The sequence below is a fragment of the Burkholderia sp. MSMB1459WGS genome (assembly GCF_001534535.1).
Classification (GTDB): domain Bacteria; phylum Pseudomonadota; class Gammaproteobacteria; order Burkholderiales; family Burkholderiaceae; genus Burkholderia.
Map to the genome: position 1 here is coordinate 13,250 of NZ_LPMU01000053.1, position 23,360 is coordinate 36,609.

Here is a 23,360-nt window from a genome sequence, read left to right on the forward strand (position 1 = left end):
TTTCTTCGTCTGTACTTCGCGCCTTCTATGGGCGGCGATGGTGGGGAGGCTTCGGCCTGCCGGGTTCCGTATGCCCCGGTCTGCTAACCCCGCCATCGACGCCCGCCCCGTTTAGCAGCGGGGTGGCGCACGCGCATACGGAGCTCACCATGAACGCCAACGTTCAGTCTCTTGCTTTCCCTATCGGTAGTATTCCTGATCAAGTGACGGTGTCGTCGCGTGACCTTGCGGCCATCTACGCGTTGCAGGGCGAGCTCCGCACGTGCATCTTCGCCCTTCGTGGCGCGTTCGCTCAGCACGTCGACCTCGACAAGATCCCGAGCGCTTCATGGTTTTGGCAACGGGCCGAAGCAGCGACGGGCGAGCTCGACGCCGCGATTACCAAGGCGATCGGCCTGGACTGAAAAGCGGCGCGTCCCGCTCTTTCGGGCGGGGCGTTCGTATTGATCGAAGGGGGTAGGCATGCCATACGTATCGAAGACAACCAAAGCTGGCACGGTATCGCTGACTGGACGCGATGTGACGCTGAGCGACGATCTGCTCGACCTGCTCGCGGATCGAATCGCGAGCCGCATTACCGCGCGGCTGCGCGAGCGGCAGTCGACGCACCAGCCGGGCCGGACGGCTCCAGGCGTGCCGGCGGTGCCCGAGTTGCGGGCGGACCGGTTATATCGCGTCAGGGACGCCGCGTATCGATTGGGTGTATCGAGGGCGACCGTCTACAACATGGCGCGTGCTGGCCGGCTCGAACTCGTGAAGATTGGCGCGCGGGCTAGTGGCGTGACCGGCAGGAGTCTCATCGCACTGATAGGGAGCTAACAGGCGCACCATCATGCATATGCTTAGTCAAACGAGGCCGGCGGCTTTGAAGCTCAAAAAGGTTCGCGATGTTGTACATCACGCTTCAGTTGGACGCGGCGACCGATAACATCCAGTTGGCGATTGCTTGGCGAGTGGCCTCAAAGCCTATATAGCGTTGGCGTGCGTGGGCCGCTCTATCCGGCATGTGCACTATATCCATATGTCGCTGGATCGAAAATTCACCGAGGTCAAACTTTCCCGCGTGGAAGTGCGACGATCGAACGCCGCCGTGCAGATAGTCCAGCAACTGCGGATTACTAGCGCCAATGGGGGAGTACTTCCGCATGAATTCGCTGAAGCCGTTGCAATCCGGCTCGGTCTGCTGAAGGGCATCGACCGCGGCCACTCTGTAAGCGAGTGCAGCAGTCGGGAAACGTGCTGCCAGAAATAGGCCGATTTGATACATTCGGGCCGCGCCGTCGAACGCCGCGGTCACGGGTTCAGGGAGGGCCTCGACGCCACGTAGGATACGGCGGGCCTCGAAAGGCATTTTTAGCGTCCCTATCATGCGGCCGTAGTTTGCGATCGATGCGCCTGACGTACCTGCCGGGCAGGTTTGGCGCTTTTGGGGCAGGTGATCGGGGTATGGAATCGACAGGATTCCGCGCTGACGACGCACCGATTCAAAGTCCGGGCCGTTGGTAGACACCCACGCATGTTCAATCGGTGCTTCGTACAAGTCGATGTCAAGTAGCAGCGAAAAGCGCGCCGCAAACTTACGAGCGGCCTCACTAGCGAGGTAGCTTGCATCACGATCATCGATCGCATTCACTTCGAAATCAAGGGCGACTGCACGTTCCAAGTTAAATGCCGCCGGGAATTGGTTGTCGCTTGGATCTAACGGCGCGATTCGAGTCCTACCGAACCAATATTCACCGTCTAGATGCGGGCCGACGTAGTAAAGAACTTGCCGACGGTACCGTCGGGACCGAGTCTCTACATACGCATCGCGGAGGGCGGAGTCGATGATCTCGCGGGCGATTGATTCCCATACGGCATCCGCGTCACTTGCAGGAAGTACCTCGATTTCTGTTAGCGTGCCATCGATCGAGGTTCGGAGCAGCCAGCGAAGCTCCAAATCTCCACTTGGTTCGCTGAATGTTGATTCGACGACGGACGTGAACGTCCCGTCGTCGTTAGTTTCCACGCCTGCGCGTGCTTTCGTGATGCGCTTCCCGAATTCGCTGTTGAAGTATTCGAGAAAAAGCGATTGCTTCGCGCCCTTGGGAATGTTCAACGCGCGCTTCATAGAGCTCCCGCTCGGCCGATATGAAGACGCCATCGTAGCGACTTCGATCGCGTTCTTATAGTCGTGAGGGCACCGGATTGGAGAGTGTTCTTTCCGTACACTTTCCGTACGCAAAGAAAAAGGGCCTAGGTCGAAAAACCTAAGCCCTTGATCTTTAAGGAATTCTTTGGTGGGCGGTACTGGGATCGAACCAGTGACCCCTGCCGTGTGAAGGCAGTGCTCTACCGCTGAGCTAACCGCCCAAAGAAGCTGAAATTATGTCAGAGCTTTTTGGGTTCGTAAAGTCCTTTCTGCAAATTTTTTTAAAACGGCCGCCGGCGCCCGTTCGCGAGCCGCGCGTTCAGCCCACGAGCGCGGGCAGCGCGTCGATCGACGCGCGCACGTAGTCGGCGAAGCGCAGCGCGACCGGTTCGGCGGTGCCGCTGCGCTTCAGCTCCAGCGTGTGCGATTCGAGCGACGCGTCCTTCAGCGGCCGGAACGCGAGCCGGTCGCTCTTGACCTGCTGCAGCACGCGCGGCACGAGCGCGATGCCCATCCCGAATTCGACCATCGACAGGATCGTCTGCCACAGCCGCGCCTCGTGCCGGATCAGCGGACTGAATCCCGCGTTCACGCACTGCGCGATGATCAGGTCGTGATAGTGCGGCGCCGCGTCGCGCGGAAACAGGATGAACGGTTCGGTGGCCAGCGCGGCGAGCGCGACCTGCCGGCGCCGCGCGAGCGGATGCGCGACCGGCAGGCAGCACACGAACGGCTCCGCATAGACGGGCGCCGATTCGACCTCGGGCGGGCAGTGGCCCCAGTGCGCATAGCCGAGATCGATCTGGCCGCGCTGGATCGCCTGCACCTGCGCGTGCGTGTTCATCTCGCTCAGCACGATCTCGACGCCCGGATAGTCGGCCTCGAAGCGCCGCACCGCGTCGGGCAGCCCGCGATACAGCATCGAATGGACGAAGCCGATTCGCAGCCGGCCGGCGAGCCCCGACGCGGAGCGCACCGTCAGGCGCTCGGCCTCGGCCGCCTGCAGCAGCAGCCGGCGCGCCTCGCCGAGCAGCACCGCGCCCGCGTTGGTCAGCGCGACGGTCTTGTTGGTGCGGGAAAAAAGCTGCACGCCGAGCGCGTCCTCGAACTTGCGGATGTCGAAACTCAGCGCCGGCTGCGAGATGAACAGGCGCTTCGCCGCGCGCCCGAAATGCAGCTCCTCGGCGACCGCCACGAAGTAGCGCAACTGCCTCAGTTCCACGGTGTCTCCTCCCGGCATCGGCATCGATAAGCGATATCTATCGTACCGGATAAATCGTGTATTGGACGCTTATCGACCGCGCGCCTACGCTCTGCAAAGGCCTTGCACCGGGCCGGCCGGGCGCTGCGGCGTCGGTCGCGGCCGACGTGCAGGCAACCCAGGAGACGCACGCATGAACGATACCGCTCGCACGCCGGACACCGGCGCATCCAATATCCCCGACAGCCGGGGCATCAATTTCTTCACCGTCGACCCCGATCTCGGAGCGTTGCTGAAGCTGCATCTCGGCGATGCGCACTATGCGGAACTCGAGCCGCGGCTGCGCGCGCTCGGCGAGCGCGTATCGGGCGAACTCGACGGATGGGCGGCGCGCGCGGACAAGCATCCGCCCGTGCTCGAGCACCGCAACCGGCGCGGCGAGGCCGTGCAGCGGATCGACAAGGATCCGGCGTACGTCGCGCTCGAACGGGTCGCGTATGCGGAGCTCGGGCTCGCGTCGCTGAGTCACGGATCCGAAACCGTGCCGCCGCTCGTCAAGTACGCGCTGACGTTCCTGTTCGTGCAGGCGGAATTCGGGCTGTGCTGCCCGGTCAGCATGACCGATTCGCTGACGCGCACGCTGCGCCGCTTCGGCGACCCCGCGCTCGTCGCGCGCTACCTGCCGAGGCTCGCGTCGCGCGACTTCGACACGCTGTACCAGGGCGCGATGTTCATGACCGAGCAGGCGGCCGGCTCCGACGTCGGCCGTATCGCGACGCGCGCGACCTGCGAAACCGACGCACACGGCGGCACCATCTGGCGCCTGACCGGCGACAAGTGGTTCTGCTCGAATGCCGACGCTGATCTCGCGATGGTGCTCGCGCGGCCCGACGGCGCACCGGACGGCATCAAGGGCCTCGCACTGTTCCTGCTGCCGAAGACGCTGCCGGACGGCACGCGCAACCGCTACCGGATCGTGCGCCTGAAGGACAAGCTCGGCAGCCGTTCGATGGCGAGCGGCGAGATCGCGCTCGAAGGCGCGCAGGCGTACCTGATCGGCGAGATCGGCCGCGGCTTTCACCAGATGGCCGACATGATCAACATGTCGCGACTGTCGAACGGCGTGCGCGCGGCCGGGTTGATGCGGCGCGCGCTGAACGAAGCGTTGCACGTCGCCGCGCATCGCGAGGCGTTCGGCCGCAAGCTGATCGAGATGCCGCTGATGCGGCGCCAGCTGATGAAGATGCTGCTGCCAGCCGAGGCCGCGCGCGCGATGTTCATGCAGATCGCGCTGTTGCTGCCGCAGGCCGACGCGGGCGACGAGCAGGCTGCGCGCTGCGTGCGGATCCTGACGCCGTTGATCAAGTTCCGCGCGTGCCGCGACGCGCGCCGCGTGACGGGCGATGCGATGGAAGTACGCGGCGGCACCGGCTATATCGAGGAGTGGAGCGATGCACGGCTCGTGCGCGACGCGCACCTCGGTTCGATCTGGGAAGGCACGAGCAACATCGTCGCGCTCGACGTCGCGCGCGCCGCGCAGCGCGAACATGCGCTCGACGCGCTGCGCACGTTCCTCGGCGATCGTCTGGGCGCGGCGCCGCTGCCCGACGCGAGCCGCACGGCGTTGCGGCGCATTCTCGCGCGGGCGTGCGATGCGCTCGTGCGGGTCGGCGAGGAAGGCGACGATGCGTGCGTGCGGCAGGCCGCGTCCGCGCTGTATTACGCGAGCGCGGCCGTGCTGATGGCCTGCGAGGGCGCACGGCTCGCGCCGGATTTCAGGCGTCTCGCGCTGGCGCACCTGATCGTGCGGCACAAGCTGCTGCCGGTCGATCCGCTCGAGCCGGCCCCGCGCGACGACGAATCGGCCGCGTCCGACGCGCTGCTGCGCGGCCTGCCGGTCGCGCTCGACACGGCGCTCGACCTGCTGCCGGAGGTCGAGCGATGAGCACGACGCGTGGCGCACTGGACGGCCTGAAGGTCGTCGACCTGAGCCGGGTGCTCGGCGGCCCGTACTGCACGCAGGCGCTCGCCGATCACGGCGCGACGGTGGTCAAGATCGAGCCGCCCGCCGGCGACGAGACGCGCGCCTGGGGCCCGCCGTTCCTCGGCGACACGGCCTGGTATTTCATGGGCGTGAACCGCAACAAGGAAGGGCTCGCGCTCGACCTGTCGCACGACGAAGGGCGGGCGATCCTGTGGCGCCTGCTCGAAGAGGCCGACGTGCTCGTCGAGAATTTCAAGCCGGGCACGCTCGCGCGCTGGGGCATGGACTACGCACGCGACCTGCAACCGCGCTTCCCGCGCCTGATCCACTGCGCGGTGACGGGCTTCGGCGACGACGGCCCGCTCGGCGGCCTGCCGGGCTACGACGCGGTGATCCAGGCGATGGCCGGGCTGATGAGCGTGAACGGCGAACGCGATGGCGGCGCGACGCGCATCGGTTTGCCGATCGTCGACATGGTCACGGGGCTCAACGCGCTCGCCGGCATCCTGCTGGCGCTCGCGGAGCGCGAGAAGAGCGGGCGCGGACAGTCGATCGACGTGGCGTTGTACGACTGCGGCGTGTCGCTGCTGCATCCGCATCTGCCGAACTTCTTCGGTTCGGGCCGTGTGCCGGAGCGCAGCGGCAACGCGCATCCGAACATCGCGCCGTACGACAGCTACCGCACGGCCACCGTGCCGATCTTCCTCGCGGTCGGCAACGACCGGCAGTTTGCGCGGCTCGTCGCGCATCTCGGCGCGCCGGCGCTCGCCAGCGATCCGCGCTTCGTCGACAACCGCAGCCGCTGCGCGCACCGGGCGCAGTTGAAGGTCGAGCTGGAAGTGCGGCTCGCCGTGCACGCGTGCGAGCCGCTCGCGCGCGACCTGATGGCGGCCGGCGTGCCGTGCGGGCCGGTACGCACGGTGGCCGACGTTGCGCACGATCCGCATGCGCTGCACCGCAACCTGTTCGTCGAGATCGGCGCGTATCGCGGCACCGCGTCGCCGGTGAAGCTGTCGCGCACGCCGGCCACCTACCGGTCGGCGCCTCCCGCGCTCGGTCGCGATACGCGTGCGGTGCTCGACCGGCTCGGCGTCGATCGCGCACTTCAGCAGCAACTGCTCGATGCCGGTGTGCTGCGTGTCGCGCCCGGCCAGACCTGACGGACCGATGGGCGCCGCAGACGAACGTCGCCCGGAATCGACCGATCGCAACGTAGCGTAACCCCGCCGGCCGGCGAAGGCCGGCCATCCGGAAAGGTGCGCGACAGTCGCACCCCGATCACCGACATGGAGACATCGATGAGCCGTCCGCAATCCCCGCCCGCCGCGCAGCCGCGGCCAGGCCGCGCCGCCCTCGCGGCGTTCGTCGGCACCACGATCGAGTGGTACGACTTCTACATTTACGGCACCGCTGCGGCGCTCGTATTCGGCAAGGTGTTCTTTTCGAGCACGATGGATCCCGGCGTCGCGACGCTGCTCGCGTTCGTCACGTTCTGGGCCGGGTTCGCCGCGCGGCCGCTCGGCGGGATCGTGTTCGGCCATCTCGGCGATCGCGTCGGCCGCAAGACCGCGCTGGTGATCACGCTGGTGATGATGGGGCTCGCGACGACCGGCATCGGCCTGCTGCCCGGCTATGCGTCGATCGGCGTATGGGCGCCGGCGGGCCTCGTCGTGCTGCGCGTGCTGCAGGGCATCGCGGTCGGCGGCGAGTGGGGCGGTGCGGTACTGATCGCGAGCGAGAATGCGCCGAAGCATCGCAGCATCCTGTACGCGGCGTTCGCCCAGCAGGGCTCGCCCACCGGCAACCTGCTGGCCACGGCCGCGTTCTTCGCGCTGAGCGCGCTGCCGACGCCGTCGTTCCTAATGTGGGGCTGGCGCATTCCGTTCCTGCTGTCGGCCGTGCTCGTGATCATCGGCATGGTGATCCGGCTGAAGCTCGAGGAGTCGGTCGACATGCAGCGCGTGCTCGCGCGCAAGCGCACGGTGAGGCTGCCGCTGCGCGACGTCGTGCGCGACCACTGGGTCGTCGTGCTGCTCGCGGCCGGCACGCTGCCGGTGATCAACGTCACGTATTTCCGCAGCACGTTCGCGCTGTCGTGGGCGACGAAGACGCTCGGTTACGCGCAGGGCACGTTCCTCGGCATCCTGTCGATCTCGCTCATCGTGCAATTTCTGATGCAGCCGGTCGGCGCGTGGTTCGTGTCGAAGGTCGACATGCGGCGCGCGATGTGCTGGATCCTGATTCCGGAAATCGTGCTGATGCCCATGATGTTCCATGCGCTCGCGACGCGTTCGTACTGGGTCGCCGTCGCGGGCATGTGCATTTCGACGATTCCGTCGGCGATGTTCTACGGCGCGGTCGGCGGCGTGCTCGCGCGCGTGTTCCCGGCCAACATCCGCTATACGGGCCTGTCGCTCGCGTATCAGTTGAGCGCGCTGGTCGTCGGCGGCGGCACGCCGGTGCTCGCGCAGGCGATCCTGAACGCGAACGGCAGCATCGTCGGCGTCGCGATCGCGTCGGGGCTGTATGCGCTCGTGTCGCTTGCGTGCATGCTCGCGCTGCTCAATCGCACCGGGTATCGCGCGGACGAGCTGTCGACGGCCGAACGCAGCGATGCGGCGGAATGGGGCACGGAAGGCGCGGGCGCGGATCAGCCGGCCGGCGCGGGCGCGCCGCCTGACGACCGCGGCACGTTGAAACCGGCGGGATGAGGCGGGGCACGCCGGCTCGCCCGGGCGCCCTCGCGCGCGCGTCGGCGGGGTTGCGTCGATTGGGCTGCCCCAAAAGCAAACGGCACCGAGCGATCACACGGTGCCGTTTGCGCTATTCGCGCGACGACGCAAGCGCGCGCCGCCTGCGCGATTCGCGGCGCTCAGCCTTCCGTCGGCGGCACGTAGCCGGACGCCTGGTCCGCGCCCTCGCCGAAGAAGTACTTCTCCGTCTGCTTCATCAGGTACTGGCGCGCGCGCGGGTCGGCCATGTTCAGGCGGTTTTCGTTGATCAGCATCGTTTGCTGCTTGAGCCAGCCTTGCCACGCTTCCTTCGAGACGCTCTCGTAAATGCGCTTGCCGAGTTCGCCCGGCAGCGGCGGGAAATCGAGGCCTTCGGCTTCCTTGCCGAGCTTCGCGCATTGGATCATTCGAGCCATCGTGTACTTCTCCTGTAATCGGTGTCTGGGGGGAAGGGCAGTCGTGCCGGTGCTCAGAGCTGCTTCATCAGCACGAGCGACTTGCGCTGCCAGTTATAGAGTTTGCGACGGTCTTCCGGCAGGTCGTCGACGCTGACCTTGACGAAGCCGCGCTTGAGGAACCAGTGCTCGGTGCGCGTCGTGAGCACGAAGATGTGCGTGAGGCCGCGCGCGCGGGCGCGCTGCTCGATGCGCTTGAGCAGGCGTTCGCCGTCGCCCGAGCCCTGCGCTTCGGGTGCGACCGTCAGGCACGCCATTTCGCCGATCTTTTCCTGTTGGTACGGGTACAGCGCCGCGCAGCCGAACAGCACGCCGTCGTGCTCGATCACCGAGAAGTGGTCGATGTCGCGTTCGATCTGGTGGCGGCCGCGCCGCACCAGCGTGCCGTCCGACTCGAGCGGCTCGATCAGCGACAGGATGCCGCCGACGTCGTCCGGGGTCGCCTCGCGCAGGCTTTCGAGGTTCTCGTACGAGATCATCGTGCCGACGCCGTCGTGCAGGAACAGTTCGAGCAGCATGCTGCCGTCGAGCGACTGCGGGATCAGGTGGGCGCGGGTCACGCCGCCGCGGCATGCGCGGATCGAATGCTTCAGGAAGAACGCGTCGTCGCCCTGGATGTTGCCGGAATCGAGCAGTTCGGCGGCCGCGTCGAGCGACATTTCGCGCACCAGCTCGCCTTCGTCGTCGACGATGCCGGGCCCTTCGGTCAGGAAGATGATCTTGTCGGCGCGCAGCGCGATCGCGGCCGCCGACGCGACGTCCTCCATCGACAGGTTGAACGCCTCGCCGGTCGGCGAGAAGCCGAGCGGCGACAGCAGCACGAGCTTGCGGCTCGCGAGCGAATGACGGATCGATTCGGCGTCGATCTTGCGCACGATGCCCGTGTGCGCGAAATCGACCCCGTCGAGAATCCCCACCGGCCGCGCGGTCACGAAGTTGCCCGACACGACGCTGATGTGCGCGTGCGCCATCGGCGAGTTCGGCAGACCCTGGCTGATCGCGGCCTCGATGTCGAGACGCACTTCGCCGGCCGCTTCCTTCGCGGATTCGAGCGCGCGCGCATCGGTGATGCGCAGGCCGTGCGAAAACTCGGATTCGACACCGTGCAGGCTCAACTGCTCCTCGACCTGCGGGCGCGAGCCGTGCACCAGCACGATCTGGATGCCCATCGCCTGCAAGAGCGCGATGTCGGACACGAGCGCATTCAGCAGCCCCTGCTGCACCACCTCGCCGCCGAACCCCACGACGAACGTGCTGTTGCGGAACTTGTGGATATAGGGCGCGACGGAGCGCATCCAGTCGACGAACTGCGCGTGGCTGGCGGCCGAATCGTCGGCGGCCGGCGGCGTCGCGGCGCCGGTCTGGGCGGGAGGGAGGTCGGTTTGGGAATTCATGGCCGGGATTATAATGCGCCCCCATGTCGAATGTTTCTAAAAGTCCCGCGCCGACGCGGGCCAATACGCCGTCGGCGAAGCACCCGGATGGTGCGGCCGACGCGCGCGAGCAGCCGGGCCAGCCGCCGCGCCAGCAGCAGGACAAGCCGGCGGGCACGCCGGCACACGCGCCGCGCGGGCCGCGCAATGACGAACGGCGCGGCGACGCGCGCCAGTCGGCCGCGAAGGGTGCGCCGCAGCCGACGGGCGAGCGGGCCCCGCGCCGCGAGCGTGCGCCGCGCGCCGCCGTCCCGCCGAATCCCGTTCCGCCGATCACGTACCCGGAAAGCCTGCCCGTGTCGGGCAAGCGCGACGAAATCGCGCGTGCGATCGCCGGTCATCAGGTCGTCATCGTCTGCGGCGAAACCGGCTCGGGCAAGACCACGCAATTGCCGAAGATCTGTCTCGATCTCGGCCGCGGCCTTGGCGCCGGCGGCACGGGCCTGATCGGCCATACGCAGCCGCGGCGCCTGGCCGCATCGTCGACCGGCCGCCGGATCGCCGAGGAACTCGGCACGCCGTTCGGCGAGGTGGTCGGCTACAAGGTGCGCTTCACCGACAATCTCGCGCCGGGTGCGTCCGTCAAGCTGATGACCGACGGCATCCTGCTCGCCGAGACGCAGACCGACCCGTTGCTGAAGGCGTACGACACGCTGATCATCGACGAGGCGCACGAGCGCAGCCTGAACATCGATTTCCTGCTCGGCTATCTGAAGGAAATCCTGCCGAGGCGGCCGGACCTGAAGCTGATCGTCACGTCCGCGACGATCGACGCCGATCGCTTCGCGCGCCATTTCGGCACCGACGCACGCCCGGCGCCCGTGATCGAGGTGAGCGGGCGGCTGTATCCGGTCGAGATGCGCTACCGCCCGGTGGCCGAGGATCGCCCGGCGGTGAAGAACGCCGAGGGTACGGGCGGCCGCGATCGCGTGAAGACCGCGCGCGAAGCCGAACGCGACCTGATGGACGCGATCGTCGACGCGGTCGACGAGCTGTGTCGCGAAGGCCCCGGCGACGTGCTGGTGTTCCTGCCCGGCGAGCGCGAGATCCGCGAGGCGGCCGAAGCGCTGCGCAAGCACCATCCGCCGCACACCGAGATCCTGCCGCTGTTCGCGCGGCTCTCGGCGGCCGACCAGGACAAGGTGTTCAAGGCGTCGAACGCGCGGCGGATCGTGCTTGCGACCAACGTGGCCGAAACCTCGCTGACGGTGCCGGGCATCCGCTACGTGGTCGACACCGGCCTCGCGCGCGTGAAGCGCTATTCGTACCGGAACAAGGTCGAGCAGTTGCAGGTCGAGTCGATCTCGCAGGCGGCCGCGAACCAGCGCGCGGGCCGCTGCGGCCGGGTGGCCGACGGCGTGTGCATCCGCTTGTACGAGGAAAGCGACTACCAGGCGCGTGCGCGCTTCACCGACCCGGAAATCCTGCGCTCGTCGCTCGCGTCGGTGATCCTGCGGATGAAGTCGCTGCACCTGAGCGCGATCGAATCGTTCCCATTCCTCGAACCGCCGCCCGGCCGCGCGATCGCGGACGGTTACCAGTTGCTCAACGAGCTCGGCGCGGTCGACGACGACAACGCGCTGACGCCGCTCGGCCGCGAGCTCGCGCGGCTGCCGCTCGATCCGCGCGTCGGCCGGATGATTCTCGCCGCGCGCGACCAGCAGTCGTTGCGCGAGGTGCTGATCATCGCGAGCGCGCTGTCCGTGCAGGACCCGCGCGATCGTCCGATCGAAGCGCAGGAGCAGGCCGACCAGGCGCACCGCCGGTTCGCCGACGAGCGCTCCGAATTCCTGCAGTGGCTGAAGATCTGGGCGTGGTTCGAGGAGGCCGTCGCGCACAAGAAGTCGAATCGCCAGCTCATCGACGCGTGCCGGCAGAACTTCCTGTCGCATCTGCGGCTGCGCGAATGGCGCGACGTCCATTCGCAGTTGCTGACGGTCGTGCGCGAGCACGGCTGGCGGCTCAACGAAGTCGAGGCCACCTATGAGCAGATCCATCTGGCCCTGTTGACGGGGCTGCTCGGCAACCTCGGGATGAAGGCCGACGACGATCCGCATTACCTCGGCGCGCGCGGCATCAAGTTCTACCTGTGGCCGGGCTCCGCGCTCGCGAAGAAGGCCGGCCGCTGGGTGATGGCGGCCGAGCTCGTCGAGACGAGCCGGCTGTACGCGCGCTGCCTCGCGAAGATCGAGCCCGAATGGGTCGAGAAGATCGGCGCGCACCTGCTGAAGAAATCGCTGTCGGAACCGCACTGGGAAAAGCGGCCGGCGCAGGTCAGCGCGTTCGAGCGCGCGACGTTGTACGGGCTGCCGATCTACCATCGGCGGCGCGTCGCGTTCGGCAAGCAGGACCCGGCGCGCGCCCGCGAGCTGTTCATCCGCGGCGCGCTGGTCGAAGGCGAGTTCGACACGAAACTGCCGTTCTTCGCGCACAACCGCAAGCTGCTCGCCGACATCGAGCAGCTCGAGCACAAGTCGCGCCGGCAGGACGTGCTGGTCGACGACGAGCTGATCTACGCGTACTACGACCAGGCGATTCCGGAGGGCATCCACACGGGCGCCGCGTTCGAGCGCTGGTATCGCGACGAGGTGAAGAAGGGCGGCCAGGCGGAGGACAAGCAGCGGCTGCTGTACCTGTCGCGCGACGACCTGATGCGCCACGAGGCGGCGGGCGTGACGACCGACCTGTTTCCGAAGCGCGCAACGATGGCCGGCGTCGAGATGGCGTTCACGTACCACTTCGAACCCGGCACGCCGCGCGACGGCGTGACGCTCGCGGTGCCGCTCTTCGCGCTGAACCAGGTCGACGCGCGCCGCTGCGAGTGGCTCGTGCCGGGGATGCTGAAGGAAAAGGTGCAACTGCTGCTGAAGTCGCTGCCGCAGAAGCTGCGCCGGCACTGCGTGCCGCTGCCCGAGTACGCGGCCGGCTTCGTCGAGCGGATGGGCCGCGAGCGCTTCGGTGCGGGCGGGCTCGTCGAGGCGCTGATCGCCGACGTGCGCGGCGAGACGCAGGTCGCGATGAAAACGGCCGACTTCAAGCTCGAGACGCTGCCCGCGCACCTGTTCATGAATTTCAAGGTGATCGACGAGCACGGCCGCCAGCTCGCGATGGGGCGCAATCTCGCGCAGCTCCGCCAGGAGCTGGGCGCGCAGGCGCAGCAGCAGTTCCAGAAGATCGCGGCGGCGTCGACGCTCGCGACCGGCGGCGACGCCGACGCCGCTCAGGCGCTCGGCCACGCGCCCGCGTCGGGTGTCGCGGCCGGGGTGCCTGCCCGCGGCGCGAAGGCCGGCAAGGGCGCGGCGCCGCAGACGGCCGCCGCGGCGGAAACCGGCGCGACGGCGCTGTACGAGAACCTGACGACGTGGAATTTCGGCAAGCTGCCCGAGCTGCTGGAAATCCGCCGGCGCGGCCAGACGCTGTACGGCTATCCGGCGCTCGTCGACCGTGGCACGCATTGCGACGTCGAGGTGTTCGATTCGCCGGAGGAGGCCGCGCGCATCCACCGGGCCGGCTTGCGGCGGCTCTTCGCGCTGCAGTTGAAGGAGCCGATCAAGTTCCTGGAAAAGAACCTGCCGGGCCTGCGCGAGATGGCGATGCAGTACATGTCGCTCGGCACGCAGGACGAGTTGCGCGACCAGCTGATCGACACGGCGCTCGATCGCGCGTGCCTGCAGGACCCGCTGCCCGACGACGACGCGAGCTTCCACGCGCGCCGCGACGAGGGCCGCAGCCGCCTGAACCTGCTCGCGCAGGAAATCGCGCGGCTCGTCGGGCAGATCCTGGCCGAATACGCGGGCCTCGTGAAGAAGCTCGCGCAGGCGAAGCCGTTCGCGCAGGCCCATGCGGACCTGCAGCAGCAATTGGCCGCGCTGGTCGGCAAGCGCTTCGTGATCGACACGCCTTACGCGCAGCTTGCGCATTTCCCGCGCTACCTGAAGGGCATCGCGCTGCGGATCGACAAGCTGAAGGCCGACCCGGCGCGCGACGCGAAGCAGTCGGCCGAGCTGCTGCCGCTCGCCCAGCAGTACCAGCGCGCGGTGTCGCAGCGCGGCGGCGTCGCCGATGCGCGGCTCGCGGAATTCCGCTGGCTGCTCGAGGAATTGCGGATTTCGCTGTTCGCGCAGGAACTGCGCACGCCGATGCCGGTCTCTGTCAAGCGTCTGCACAAGGTCTGGGAGTCGATGCAGCGCTAGCGCAACATCGGTTTGCCGGGCCGCCTCGGCGGCCGCCCGGGGCCCGCACCGCAGCCGCCTGCCGCGGCGTTCGTCCGGCAGGCGGGGCGTGCGTCGAAGTGGCGCAATACCGGCATGGGTCAACCGGAGGGGCCCGCCGAACGTTCTACAATGACAGCTGTTCCACGACGTGAGTCTTCATGCGCACTTTCCTTTCCTTCGGCCGCACGCTTGCGCTGGCCGCCGCCGTGCTGGCGCCTGCCGCACACGCGAATAACGTGATCGTCCTCAATTCGGCCGAAGCGACGCTTTCCCTGATCGACCAGCAGACCCGCGAAGTCGTTTCCACGATGCCGACCGGCAAGGAACCGCACCATCTGATGGCGACGCCCGACAACGCGTCGCTGATCGTCGCGAATTCGGTCTCGAACAGCCTGATGTTCCTCGATCCGAAGACGGGCAAGCTGCAGCGCACCGTCGAAGGGATCGACGATCCTTACCAGCTCGGCTTCTCGCCCGACCGCAAGTGGTTCGCGGCGGCCGGCCTGCGGCTCGACCGCGTCGACATCTACGGCTACGACGGCCGCGACCTGCACCTCGTGAAGCGCGTGCCGCTCGCGGTGATGCCGAGCCACCTCGCGTTCACGAAGGACAGCAAGACGCTGCTCGTGTCGCTGCAGGTGTCCGGCGAGATCGCGGCGATCGACCTGCCGACGCAGACGGTCAAATGGAAGATGAAGGTCGGCAAGGTGCCGGCCGGCCTGTGGCTCACGCCGGACGACAAATTCCTGCTGGTCGGGATGACCGGCGCGGATTACGTCGCGGTCGTCGACTGGCGCAACCAGAAGGTCGTCAAGCAGATCTACACGGGCAAGGGCGCGCACAACTTCCGCTCGCTCGCCGACGGCACGCACGTCGCGGTGACGAACCGCGTCGCGAACACGATCAGCATCATCGACGAGAACACGCTCACCAACGTCGGCGACATCACCGGCCTGCTGCCGGGCCCCGACGACATGGAGCTGTCCGCCGACAAGAAGACGCTGTGGGTGACGTTCCGTTTCGCGAAGAAGGTCGGGATCATCGATCTGGCCTCGCGCAAGCTGGTGCAGACGATTGCCGTCGGCCGCTCGCCGCACGGCATCTACTTCTACGACCGCGCGCCGTGGAAGGCGGCGAACGGCGCGTGACGGGCGGAGGCGAACGATGCTGCACCTGATCGATGCGTTCGTGTCGGACATCCAGACCTGGCTGTACGTCGATGTCGTGCAGCCGCTCCTCTTCAAGTTCAACCTGATGGACTATGACGAGGACACCTACGACGCGCTGTACTGGGTGATCATCGGCGCGCTGCAGATGGTGCTGATGTTCGCGCTGCTGCGCCCGCTCGAGGCGCTGCTGCCGGTCGAGCGCTGGACGAACCGACGCGCGGTGCGGGTCGACGTGATCTACACGGCGATCTCGAAGCTCGGCATCTACACGCTGTTCTTCTTCTTCGCGCTGCAGCCGGTGTTCGACAGCTTCCAGGCGTGGCTGCGCCTGCATGGCGTCGCGAACGTCAACCTCGACTATCTGTGGCCGGGCGTGACTTCGCAGCCGATCGTCGCGTTCGCGATCTACCTTGTCGTGCTCGACTTCGCCGGCTACTGGTATCACCGCTGGCAGCACAAGTTCGGCATCTGGTGGGAGCTGCACGCAGTCCATCACAGCCAGCGGCAGATGTCGCTGTGGTGCGACGACCGTAACCACCTGCTCGACGACGTGCTCCAGTCGTGCTTTTTCGCGGCGATCGCGCTCGTGATCGGCGTGACGCCGTCGCAGTTCGTCGTGCTGACCGCGGTCACCAACTTCCTGCAGAGCATCCAGCATACGAATGCGCGGCTGTCGTACGGCCGCATCGGCGAGCGCCTGCTCGTCAGCCCGATCTTCCACCGCCGGCACCATGCGGTCGGTTACGGCCACGAAGGCACCAAGTACGGCTGCAACTTCGGCGTGCTGTTTCCGTGGTGGGACATGATGTTCGGCACCGCGTCGTGGAACCGCACGGTCGAGCCGACCGGCATCCGCGAGCAGATCGAGGGCGTGTCCTATGGCGACGGCTTCTGGTCGCAGCACGGCCTGGCGTTCGTGCGGATCTTCCGGCGCCTGTTCCCCGCGAAGCGCGGCGCGGCGTCGGCCTGATCCCGATCCGTCCGCTTTCCCGTCGAACGACGCTTGCACGCGGCCCGCATGCGCTTTGGCGCATGCGGGCCGCGTGGTTTATCCTTTCCCCGTTTTTCTCCGTCAATCCAGACTCCATAGGCTCGCATGAACGATTTGCTGCGTTCCTTCGTCCGGGCGCTCGTCAGCGCGCTGCATCCGCGCATGCTGTGGCTCACCCTGATGCCGTTCGTCGTGTCGGCGCTGCTGTGGGGCGCCGTGCTGTGGTTCTCGTGGCAGACATTGCTGGACCTCGCGCGCGGCGCGCTCGACGGCTTCGTGCTGACGGCCGCGCTGTATCGCGCGTTCGATGCGATCGGCATGTCGCAGCTGCATGCGGTCGTCGCGCCGTTCGTGGTCGTGTCGCTCGCCATTCCGCTGATCGTGCTGACCGTGCTGCTGCTGATCGCGACGATCTCGATGCCGGTCGTGATCAAGCACCTGTCGAACCGGCAGTTCGCGGCGCTCGAGCCGAAGCGGGGCGGCACCTTCCTCGGCAGCGTGTTCAATTCGCTCGGCGCGGCGCTCGTCGGCGTCGTGCTGCTCGTCGTCACGATCCCGCTGTGGCTGATTCCGCCGTTTTTCGCGCTGCTGCCGCCAGTGATCTGGGGCTGGCTCACGTATCGCGTGATGACCTACGATGCGCTCGCGCTGCACGCGAGCCGCGACGAGCGTCGCGCGCTCGTGCGCCGGCACCGCTGGCCGCTGATCGGCATCGGCGTCGCGACCGGGCTGCTCGGCACCGTGCCGACCTTCGTGTGGGTGTCGTCGGTCTGGATGATGGTGCTGTTCCCGTTCGTCGCGGCCGCCATGATCTGGGTTTACGCTTTCATCCTCGTCTTCTCGGCGCTGTGGTTCGGGCACTACTGCCTGCGCGCGCTGGAAGACTTGCGCGCGAGTGCGCGCGCCACCGCAATCGACATGGGGCAGGCATGAGCATCGGCATCATCATCATCGGCGACGAAATCCTGTCGGGCCGCCGGCAGGACAAGCATCTGGCGAAGGTCATCGAGCTGCTCGGCGCGCGCGGCCTCGCGCTCGACTGGGCCGAATACGTCGGCGACGATCCGGCGCGCATCACGGCGACGCTCGCGCGCGCGATCGCGTCGGGCGACATCGTGTTCTCGACGGGCGGGATCGGCGCGACGCCGGACGACCACACGCGCCAGTGCGCGGCGGCCGCGCTCGGCGTGCCGCTCGAGCTGCATCCGGAAGCGAAGGCGCTGATTACGGAGCGGATCCGCGAGATGCACGCCGATCCGGCCGCACCGGTCGATTTCGAGTCGCCGGAGAACCAGCACCGTTTCAACATGGGCGTGTTCCCGGCCGGCGCGACGATCATCCCGAACGGCTACAACCGGATTCCCGGCTTCTCGGTCGGCCATCTCCATTTCGTGCCGGGCTTCCCGGTGATGGCGTGGCCGATGATCGAATGGGTGCTCGATACGCAGTATGCGCATCTGCATCACGCGACGCCGCATGCCGAGCGCTCGCTGTACGTGTTCGAGCTGCCGGAATCGACGCTCACACCGCTGATGGAGAAGATCGAGCGCGATTTCCCGGGCGTGCGCGTGTTCAGCCTGCCGAGCGTCGGCGACGCGGAGCGCGGCGGCATCTACGCGCGCCGTCACATCGATCTCGGCGTGAAGGGCGAGCCGGAAGCGGTCGCGGCCGCGTTCGTGAAGCTGCGCGAAGGCGTGCACCTGCTCGGCGGCGACGTCGTCGAGCCTGAGCCGCGTGCCTGAGCGGCCTGCCACGCTGCCGTACCTGCCGTACCAAAAGCAACGGGCCGCGCAACGCGGCCCGTCATCGGCATGTCATCCCCTGGCTCGACGATGAGGCTGTCGCAACCGGCGGCCTTGGCGCGCCGTCAGGCGCCGATCCACGGCAGTTTGCGGAAGCACCAGCCGTCGACGGTCTTGCGGTGGCCTTCGGCGTCCTTCGCGCCCTCGAAGCCTTCGAGCAGGTCGAACGCCTTCGTGTAGCCGGCCTGCGCGGCCGCGACCGCGGCGAGCTTCGAGCGCGCGGCGCTGCGGCACAGGAACAGGATCGGCGTATCGGCCGGCAGGGCCGCCTTCAGTTCGTTGACGAATTCGGCGTTCGGCACGCCGCCCGGGTAGCGCGTCCATTCGATGTGCAGGTACTGGCCGTCGCCGACGAGCGGGCGGCCGATCCAGTCGAGCTCGGCGCGCGTGCGCACGTCGACGAGGCGCGCAGACGGGTCGAGCTGCAGCAGTTCGAATGCCTCGACCGGCAGCAGCGCGCCGGCGTAGTTGAGCGCGCTTTGTGCGCGGCGTTCGTCGGCCTTCGCGTAAAGCTGGTCCAGCGTACTCATGGCAGGGAGTCTCCGTATCGGTCAAACGAGCATTCTAGCGCGGTGGGGCGGTACGGACGTCCGCGCGGCCTGCGGCGCATGCACGGGCCACGGCTTCACCAAAAAGGTGCAGAATTGCGCGCATGCACCAGAATAACTCGGTCACGCCGCCGCACCCCGGAGATTGCACCGTATGGGTGCAATCCGGTCGGCGTCGGTGCGGCCCCGGGCCCTGCAATTGCGCAGGCGAGCCCCGCTGCGGCGCGGGCCGGCGCGATCCGCGTCGGTTTTGCGATGGTTGGCACGGAAGGTGCTATATAGAATTCGGTCGAATCGGGGCGCGCTGCGCCAAAGCAAGACCCCGGTCAGCTCGATAAACGAGGCGGTTCCCAGTCCGCCGGAATTGTTCAATCAGGAGAAGAGGTTATGAGTAAAACCGTCGCCGACGTCATGCAGCTCGTGAAGGACGAGGACGTCAAGTTCGTCGATTTCCGCTTCACGGATACGCGCGGCAAGGAACAGCACGTGTCGGTGCCGGTTTCGGCGTTTGACGAAGACAAGTTCGAAAGCGGTCATGCATTCGACGGTTCGTCGATCGCGGGCTGGAAGGGTATCGAGGCGTCGGACATGCTGCTCATGCCGGATCCGAGCGCTGCGTTCATCGACCCGTTCTATGAAGAATCGACGCTGGTGCTGACCTGCGACGTGGTCGAGCCGGCCGACGGCAAGGGCTACGAGCGCGACCCGCGTTCGCTCGCGAAGCGCGCGGAAGCCTACCTGAAGAGCACGGGCATCGGCGACACGGCCTACTTCGGTCCGGAGCCGGAATTCTTCATTTTCGACTCGGTCCAGTGGAACACGGACATGTCGGGCTGCTTCGTGAAGATCAACTCGGAAGAAGCGCCGTGGTCGGCAGGCAAGGAATTCGAAGGCGGCAACACGGGCCACCGTCCGGGCACGAAGGGCGGCTACTTCCCGGTCGCGCCGGTCGACACGTTCCAGGACATGCGCTCGGAAATGTGCCTGCTGCTCGAACAGCTCGGCATCCCGGTCGAAGTGCACCACCACGAAGTGGCGGGCCAGGGCCAGAACGAAATCGGCACGAAGTTCTCGACGCTCGTGCAACGCGCGGACTGGACGCAATGGTCGAAGTACATCATCCATAACGTCGCACACTCATACGGCAAGACGGCGACGTTCATGCCGAAGCCGGTCGTCGGCGACAACGGTTCGGGCATGCACGTTCACCAGTCGATCTGGAAGGACGGCCAGAACCTGTTCGCGGGCAACGGCTATGCCGGCCTGTCGGAACTGGCGCTGTTCTACATCGGCGGCATCATCAAGCACGCTCGCGCGCTGAACGCGATCACGAACCCGACGACGAACTCGTACAAGCGTCTGGTCCCGCACTTCGAAGCACCGGTCAAGCTCGCGTACTCGGCACGCAACCGGTCGGCATCGATCCGCATTCCGCACGTGTCGAACCCGAAGGGCCGCCGTATCGAAACGCGCTTCCCGGACCCGATGGCGAACCCGTACCTGTTGTTCTCGGCGCTGATGATGGCTGGCCTCGACGGGATCCAGAACAAGATCCATCCGGGCGAAGCAGCGGACAAGAACCTGTACGACCTGCCGCCGGAAGAGGATGCAAAGATCCCGACCGTGTGCGCGGGTCTCGACCAGGCACTCGAGGCGCTCGACAAGGATCGCGAGTTCCTGACGCGCGGCGGCGTGTTCACGGACGGCATGATCGACGCGTACCTCGGGCTGAAGGAGCAGGAGCTGGCGAAGTTCCGCATGACGACGCACCCGATCGAGTTCGAGATGTACTACTCGCTCTAATCGGCGATGGCGCTTCGATTCGGCGCCGTCATGCCGGTTCGTTCCCGTCGCGTGGTGTGCGGCGGGAGCGGCGGAGTCTGAAAGGGGACGGCGTCCGGCCGTCCCTTTTTTGTTCCGACGATTTTCATTTTCTGCCCGGTGAGGCGCGACAAGCACGCAGATGGTTCTGAAGAATCTGATCAAGGCGAAAACGGGGCAGCCCGAACGACTGACGGACGACGAGCGGCTCTCGCGCTCGGGTCTGCTGGCGGGGCTCGAAGCGCTGCCGACGGTCGTGATCGTGCTCGACCGCAAGACGCTGCGGATCGCGTTCGCGAACCCGTCCGCGGAGGCGATGCTCGACATCTCGCGGCGGCAGCTCGCGCAGCGGCCATGGGGCGAAATTTTCCCGAACGCGAACGAGCTTGCATCGACGATCACCGCGATCGGCCAGGAACGCTTTCACGCGACGCACCTCGATACCGTGCTCGACCGGCCCGGCCGTGAGCCGCTGCATGTGCACGCGATCGTCGGCTTCCTCGAGACCGCACCCGATTTCGTGCTCGTCGAGCTGTTCGAGAACGAACGGCAGTCGCGCACCGATCGGGAAGAGCGCATCCACGACCTGACGGCGGTCAACAAGCAACTGATCCGCAACCTCGCGCACGAGATCAAGAACCCGCTCGGCGGCATTCGCGGCGCAGCCCAGCTGCTCGAATTCGAACTGGGCGAGCGCGAGCGCGGCGAGTTGCGCGAATACACGCAGGTGATCATCAAGGAGTCCGACCGCCTGCAGACGCTCGTCGACCGGTTGCTGGAGCCGCACCGGCATCCGCATATCGTCGGCGACGTGAACATTCATGAAGTGTGCGAACGCGTACGCGCGGTGATGCTCGCGGAATTCCCGCGCGGGCTCACGATCGAGCGCGATTACGACGTGAGCGTGCCGGACCTGCGCGGCGACAAGGAGCAGTTGATCCAGGCGCTGCTGAACATCGTGCGCAACGCCGCGCAGGCGCTGCGCGAACGGATCGCGCAGGGCGACGCGAAGATCGAGCTGCGCACGCGCATCGCGCGCAAGGTGACGATCGCCAAGCGCCTGTACCGGCTGGCACTGGACTTGCACGTGATCGACAACGGGCCCGGCATTCCGGAAGAGATCCGCGACCGGATCTTCTACCCGCTCGTGTCCGGACGCGACGACGGCAGCGGCCTCGGCCTCACGCTCGCACAGACGTTCGTGCAGCAGCACGACGGGATGATCGAGGTCGAAAGCCGGCCCGGACGTACCGAATTTCAGATTCTGCTGCCGCTCGGCCATTGAGCGGCGACAGTGCGATTCACCGGATTTCCCCATACCTGACCGACCTATGAAGCCGATCTGGATAGTAGACGACGACCAATCGATCCGCTGGGTGCTTGAAAAGGCACTCGCCCGGGACAGCTTCGCGACGAAGAGCTTCGCGAACGTGCGCGACGCGCTGGCCGCGCTCGACCACGAGACGCCGCAGGTACTGGTGTCCGACATCCGGATGCCGGGCGGCTCGGGCCTCGAGTTGTTGCAGGCGATGCACGAGCGGCTGCCGGGCCTGCCCGTCATCATCATGACGGCGTTCTCCGATCTCGACAGCGCCGTCGCGGCGTTCCAGGGCGGCGCGTTCGAATACCTCGCGAAGCCGTTCGACGTCGACAAGGCGGTCGAGCTGATCCGCCGCGCGGTGGAAGAAAGCCTGCGCGGCGGCGCGCCGCAGGACGAGCGCGTGGCCGACGCGCCCGAGATGCTCGGCCAGGCGCCCGCGATGCAGGACATGTTCCGTGCGATCGGCCGGCTGTCGCATTCGGCCGCGACCGTGCTGATCACCGGCGAGTCGGGCACCGGCAAGGAGCTCGTCGCACGGGCGCTGCACCGTCACAGCCCGCGCGCGAACGGGCCGTTCATCGCGCTGAACACGGCGGCGATTCCGAAGGATCTGCTCGAATCCGAGCTGTTCGGCCATGAGCGCGGCGCGTTCACCGGCGCGCAGACGACGCGGCAGGGCCGCTTCGAGCAAGCCGAGAACGGCACGCTGTTCCTCGACGAAATCGGCGACATGCCGTTCGACCTGCAGACGCGCCTGTTGCGCGTGCTGTCGGACGGGCAGTTCTATCGGGTCGGCGGGCACAACCCGCTGCGCGCGAACGTGCGCGTGATCGCCGCGACGCACCAGAATCTCGAGTCGCGCGTGCGGCAGGGGCTGTTCCGCGAGGACCTTTACCACCGGCTCAACGTGATCCGGCTGCGCCTGCCGCCGCTGCGCGAACGCAGCGAGGACATCGCGCTGCTCACGCGCCACTTCCTGCAGAAGAGCGCACGCGATCTCGGCGTCGAGCCGAAGCGCGTGTCCGACGATGCGCTTGCGTATCTCACGTCGCTGCCGTTTCCCGGCAACGTGCGCCAGCTCGAGAATCTCGCGAACTGGCTGACCGTGATGGCGCCCGCGCAGACGGTCGAGATCAAGGACCTGCCGCCCGACCTCGTGCCGGCCGGGGCGCCGGTCGGCGCGTCGGGCGACGGCGCGGACGTACACGGCAGCGGTGGCCACGCGGCAGCGCCTGCCGCGATCGGTGCAGCGCCGCCCGCCGCCGCGCCCGTCGCGAGTGCGGCGAACGGCAGCGCGCCGGCCGGCTACCCAATGTGGGAGCACGGGCTGCGCACCGAAGTCGCGCGGTTGTTGCGCGAGAACTCTGCCGACGTGATGGACGAGCTCGCGCGTCGCTTCGAGGCGGCCGTGATCCGCGAGGCGCTCGACTTCACGCGCGGCCGCAAGGTCGAGGCCGCGGAGCGGCTCGGCATCGGCCGCAACACGATCACGCGCAAGATCCAGGAACTCCATCTGGAGCCCTGACCGAGCACGATTCGCGGCATGCGCGGGCCCGCG

General features: G+C 67.1%; 18 protein-coding genes and 1 tRNA gene. 13 read left to right on the plus strand and 6 right to left on the minus strand.

Annotated elements, in window-relative coordinates; all coding sequences use genetic code 11:
* The first annotated feature begins 149 nt into the window (after window positions 1-149).
* Together WT97_RS20650 and WT97_RS20655 are read left to right on the plus strand one after the other, a co-directional pair.
* The gene (locus WT97_RS20650; protein ID WP_156440297.1) at window positions 150-404 is read left to right on the plus strand and encodes a hypothetical protein; all 255 of its coding nucleotides are present in this window, start codon (window positions 150-152) and stop codon (window positions 402-404) included.
* Between the two features lie 115 nt (window positions 405-519).
* Window positions 520-819, plus strand: a complete 300-nt coding sequence (locus WT97_RS20655; protein WP_060354277.1) for an AlpA family transcriptional regulator — start codon at window positions 520-522, stop codon at window positions 817-819.
* 85 nt (window positions 820-904) lie between these two features.
* On the opposite strand, the gene WT97_RS34200 is transcribed toward WT97_RS20655, so the two are convergent.
* The 3 genes from WT97_RS34200 to WT97_RS20670 all read right to left on the minus strand — a co-directional run bounded on the left by WT97_RS34200 (window position 905) and on the right by WT97_RS20670 (window position 3,353).
* Window positions 905-2,098: a hypothetical protein gene (locus WT97_RS34200; RefSeq protein WP_156440298.1), complete on the minus strand. Its 1,194-nt coding sequence runs from the start codon at window positions 2,096-2,098 to the stop codon at window positions 905-907.
* 179 nt (window positions 2,099-2,277) lie between these two features.
* A tRNA-Val gene (locus tag WT97_RS20665) sits at window positions 2,278-2,352 on the minus strand.
* A 98-nt stretch (window positions 2,353-2,450) separates the two neighbouring features.
* On the minus strand, window positions 2,451-3,353 hold the full coding sequence (locus tag WT97_RS20670) for a LysR family transcriptional regulator (RefSeq protein WP_060354279.1): 903 nt from the start codon (window positions 3,351-3,353) through the stop codon (window positions 2,451-2,453).
* Window positions 3,354-3,525: 172 nt separating this feature from the next.
* On the opposite strand from WT97_RS20670, the gene WT97_RS20675 reads away from it, so the two are divergent.
* The 3 genes from WT97_RS20675 to WT97_RS20685 all read left to right on the plus strand — a co-directional run bounded on the left by WT97_RS20675 (window position 3,526) and on the right by WT97_RS20685 (window position 8,027).
* On the plus strand, window positions 3,526-5,277 hold the full coding sequence (locus WT97_RS20675) for an acyl-CoA dehydrogenase family protein (RefSeq protein WP_060354280.1): 1,752 nt from the start codon (window positions 3,526-3,528) through the stop codon (window positions 5,275-5,277).
* Window positions 5,274-6,476 carry a CaiB/BaiF CoA-transferase family protein gene (locus WT97_RS20680; RefSeq protein WP_059789065.1) on the plus strand — a complete coding sequence of 401 codons (1,203 nt, stop codon included), beginning with the start codon at window positions 5,274-5,276 and terminating at the stop codon, window positions 6,474-6,476. The genes WT97_RS20675 and WT97_RS20680 overlap by 4 nt, the downstream gene beginning before the upstream one ends.
* Window positions 6,477-6,614: 138 nt before the next feature.
* Window positions 6,615-8,027: an MFS transporter gene (locus tag WT97_RS20685; RefSeq protein ID WP_060354293.1), complete on the plus strand. Its 1,413-nt coding sequence runs from the start codon at window positions 6,615-6,617 to the stop codon at window positions 8,025-8,027.
* Window positions 8,028-8,188: 161 nt separating this feature from the next.
* Here WT97_RS20685 and WT97_RS20690 read toward each other — a convergent pair whose 3' ends face one another.
* Both WT97_RS20690 and argA read right to left on the minus strand, forming a co-directional pair.
* Window positions 8,189-8,464 (minus strand): oxidative damage protection protein, encoded by a 276-nt coding sequence (locus tag WT97_RS20690; RefSeq protein ID WP_009692666.1) that lies wholly within the window; start codon window positions 8,462-8,464, stop codon window positions 8,189-8,191.
* A 53-nt stretch (window positions 8,465-8,517) separates the two neighbouring features.
* Window positions 8,518-9,897, minus strand: a complete 1,380-nt coding sequence (gene argA / locus WT97_RS20695; protein WP_006485509.1) for an amino-acid N-acetyltransferase — start codon at window positions 9,895-9,897, stop codon at window positions 8,518-8,520.
* A gap of 23 nt (window positions 9,898-9,920) precedes the next feature.
* Here argA and hrpA point away from each other — a divergent pair, with 23 nt between their 5' ends.
* The 5 genes from hrpA (at window position 9,921) to WT97_RS20720 (ending at window position 18,052) form a co-directional block, all read left to right on the plus strand.
* Window positions 9,921-14,129 (plus strand): ATP-dependent RNA helicase HrpA, encoded by a 4,209-nt coding sequence (gene hrpA, locus WT97_RS20700; protein WP_060354281.1) that lies wholly within the window; start codon window positions 9,921-9,923, stop codon window positions 14,127-14,129.
* A gap of 179 nt (window positions 14,130-14,308) precedes the next feature.
* On the plus strand, window positions 14,309-15,298 hold the full coding sequence (locus WT97_RS20705; RefSeq protein WP_059505718.1) for a beta-propeller fold lactonase family protein: 990 nt from the start codon (window positions 14,309-14,311) through the stop codon (window positions 15,296-15,298).
* 16 nt (window positions 15,299-15,314) lie between these two features.
* Window positions 15,315-16,289: a sterol desaturase family protein gene (locus WT97_RS20710; RefSeq protein ID WP_060034417.1), complete on the plus strand. Its 975-nt coding sequence runs from the start codon at window positions 15,315-15,317 to the stop codon at window positions 16,287-16,289.
* A gap of 126 nt (window positions 16,290-16,415) precedes the next feature.
* Window positions 16,416-17,243 (plus strand): EI24 domain-containing protein, encoded by an 828-nt coding sequence (locus WT97_RS20715; RefSeq protein ID WP_059505722.1) that lies wholly within the window; start codon window positions 16,416-16,418, stop codon window positions 17,241-17,243.
* Window positions 17,240-18,052, plus strand: a complete 813-nt coding sequence (locus WT97_RS20720) for a molybdopterin-binding protein (protein ID WP_060354282.1) — start codon at window positions 17,240-17,242, stop codon at window positions 18,050-18,052. The genes WT97_RS20715 and WT97_RS20720 overlap by 4 nt, the downstream gene beginning before the upstream one ends.
* A gap of 125 nt (window positions 18,053-18,177) precedes the next feature.
* Here WT97_RS20720 and WT97_RS20725 read toward each other — a convergent pair whose 3' ends face one another.
* Window positions 18,178-18,642 carry a rhodanese-like domain-containing protein gene (locus tag WT97_RS20725; RefSeq protein WP_059505726.1) on the minus strand — a complete coding sequence of 155 codons (465 nt, stop codon included), beginning with the start codon at window positions 18,640-18,642 and terminating at the stop codon, window positions 18,178-18,180.
* 405 nt (window positions 18,643-19,047) lie between these two features.
* Between WT97_RS20725 and glnA the strand changes: the two genes are divergently transcribed.
* From glnA to ntrC, 3 genes are all read left to right on the plus strand, one after another.
* Window positions 19,048-20,463, plus strand: coding sequence for a type I glutamate--ammonia ligase (glnA, locus tag WT97_RS20730; protein WP_034207771.1), 1,416 nt, complete (start codon window positions 19,048-19,050; stop codon window positions 20,461-20,463).
* A gap of 160 nt (window positions 20,464-20,623) precedes the next feature.
* On the plus strand, window positions 20,624-21,766 hold the full coding sequence (gene glnL / locus WT97_RS20735) for a nitrogen regulation protein NR(II) (RefSeq protein WP_060354283.1): 1,143 nt from the start codon (window positions 20,624-20,626) through the stop codon (window positions 21,764-21,766).
* Between the two features lie 46 nt (window positions 21,767-21,812).
* Entirely contained in the window at window positions 21,813-23,327 is a 1,515-nt protein-coding gene (ntrC, locus tag WT97_RS20740; protein ID WP_060034423.1) for a nitrogen regulation protein NR(I), read from the plus strand.
* The last annotated feature ends 33 nt before the right edge of the window (window positions 23,328-23,360 follow it).

What these genes read in the sequence shown, in the direction of transcription:
- ntrC (WP_060034423.1), top strand. Translation starts at nt 21,813, where the DNA reads ATGAAGCCGATCTGGATAGTAGACGACGACCAATCGATCCGCTGGGTG.
- glnA (WP_034207771.1), top strand. Translation starts at nt 19,048, where the DNA reads ATGAGTAAAACCGTCGCCGACGTCATGCAGCTCGTGAAGGACGAGGAC.
- WT97_RS20650 (WP_156440297.1), top strand. Translation starts at nt 150, where the DNA reads ATGAACGCCAACGTTCAGTCTCTTGCTTTCCCTATCGGTAGTATTCCT.
- WT97_RS20680 (WP_059789065.1), top strand. Translation starts at nt 5,274, where the DNA reads ATGAGCACGACGCGTGGCGCACTGGACGGCCTGAAGGTCGTCGACCTG.
- hrpA (WP_060354281.1), top strand. Translation starts at nt 9,921, where the DNA reads ATGTCGAATGTTTCTAAAAGTCCCGCGCCGACGCGGGCCAATACGCCG.
- argA (WP_006485509.1), bottom strand. Translation starts at nt 9,897, where the DNA reads ATGAATTCCCAAACCGACCTCCCTCCCGCCCAGACCGGCGCCGCGACG.
- WT97_RS20705 (WP_059505718.1), top strand. Translation starts at nt 14,309, where the DNA reads ATGCGCACTTTCCTTTCCTTCGGCCGCACGCTTGCGCTGGCCGCCGCC.
- WT97_RS20715 (WP_059505722.1), top strand. Translation starts at nt 16,416, where the DNA reads ATGAACGATTTGCTGCGTTCCTTCGTCCGGGCGCTCGTCAGCGCGCTG.
- glnL (WP_060354283.1), top strand. Translation starts at nt 20,624, where the DNA reads ATGGTTCTGAAGAATCTGATCAAGGCGAAAACGGGGCAGCCCGAACGA.
- WT97_RS20685 (WP_060354293.1), top strand. Translation starts at nt 6,615, where the DNA reads ATGAGCCGTCCGCAATCCCCGCCCGCCGCGCAGCCGCGGCCAGGCCGC.
- WT97_RS20725 (WP_059505726.1), bottom strand. Translation starts at nt 18,642, where the DNA reads ATGAGTACGCTGGACCAGCTTTACGCGAAGGCCGACGAACGCCGCGCA.
- WT97_RS20720 (WP_060354282.1), top strand. Translation starts at nt 17,240, where the DNA reads ATGAGCATCGGCATCATCATCATCGGCGACGAAATCCTGTCGGGCCGC.
- WT97_RS20710 (WP_060034417.1), top strand. Translation starts at nt 15,315, where the DNA reads ATGCTGCACCTGATCGATGCGTTCGTGTCGGACATCCAGACCTGGCTG.
- WT97_RS20675 (WP_060354280.1), top strand. Translation starts at nt 3,526, where the DNA reads ATGAACGATACCGCTCGCACGCCGGACACCGGCGCATCCAATATCCCC.
- WT97_RS20690 (WP_009692666.1), bottom strand. Translation starts at nt 8,464, where the DNA reads ATGGCTCGAATGATCCAATGCGCGAAGCTCGGCAAGGAAGCCGAAGGC.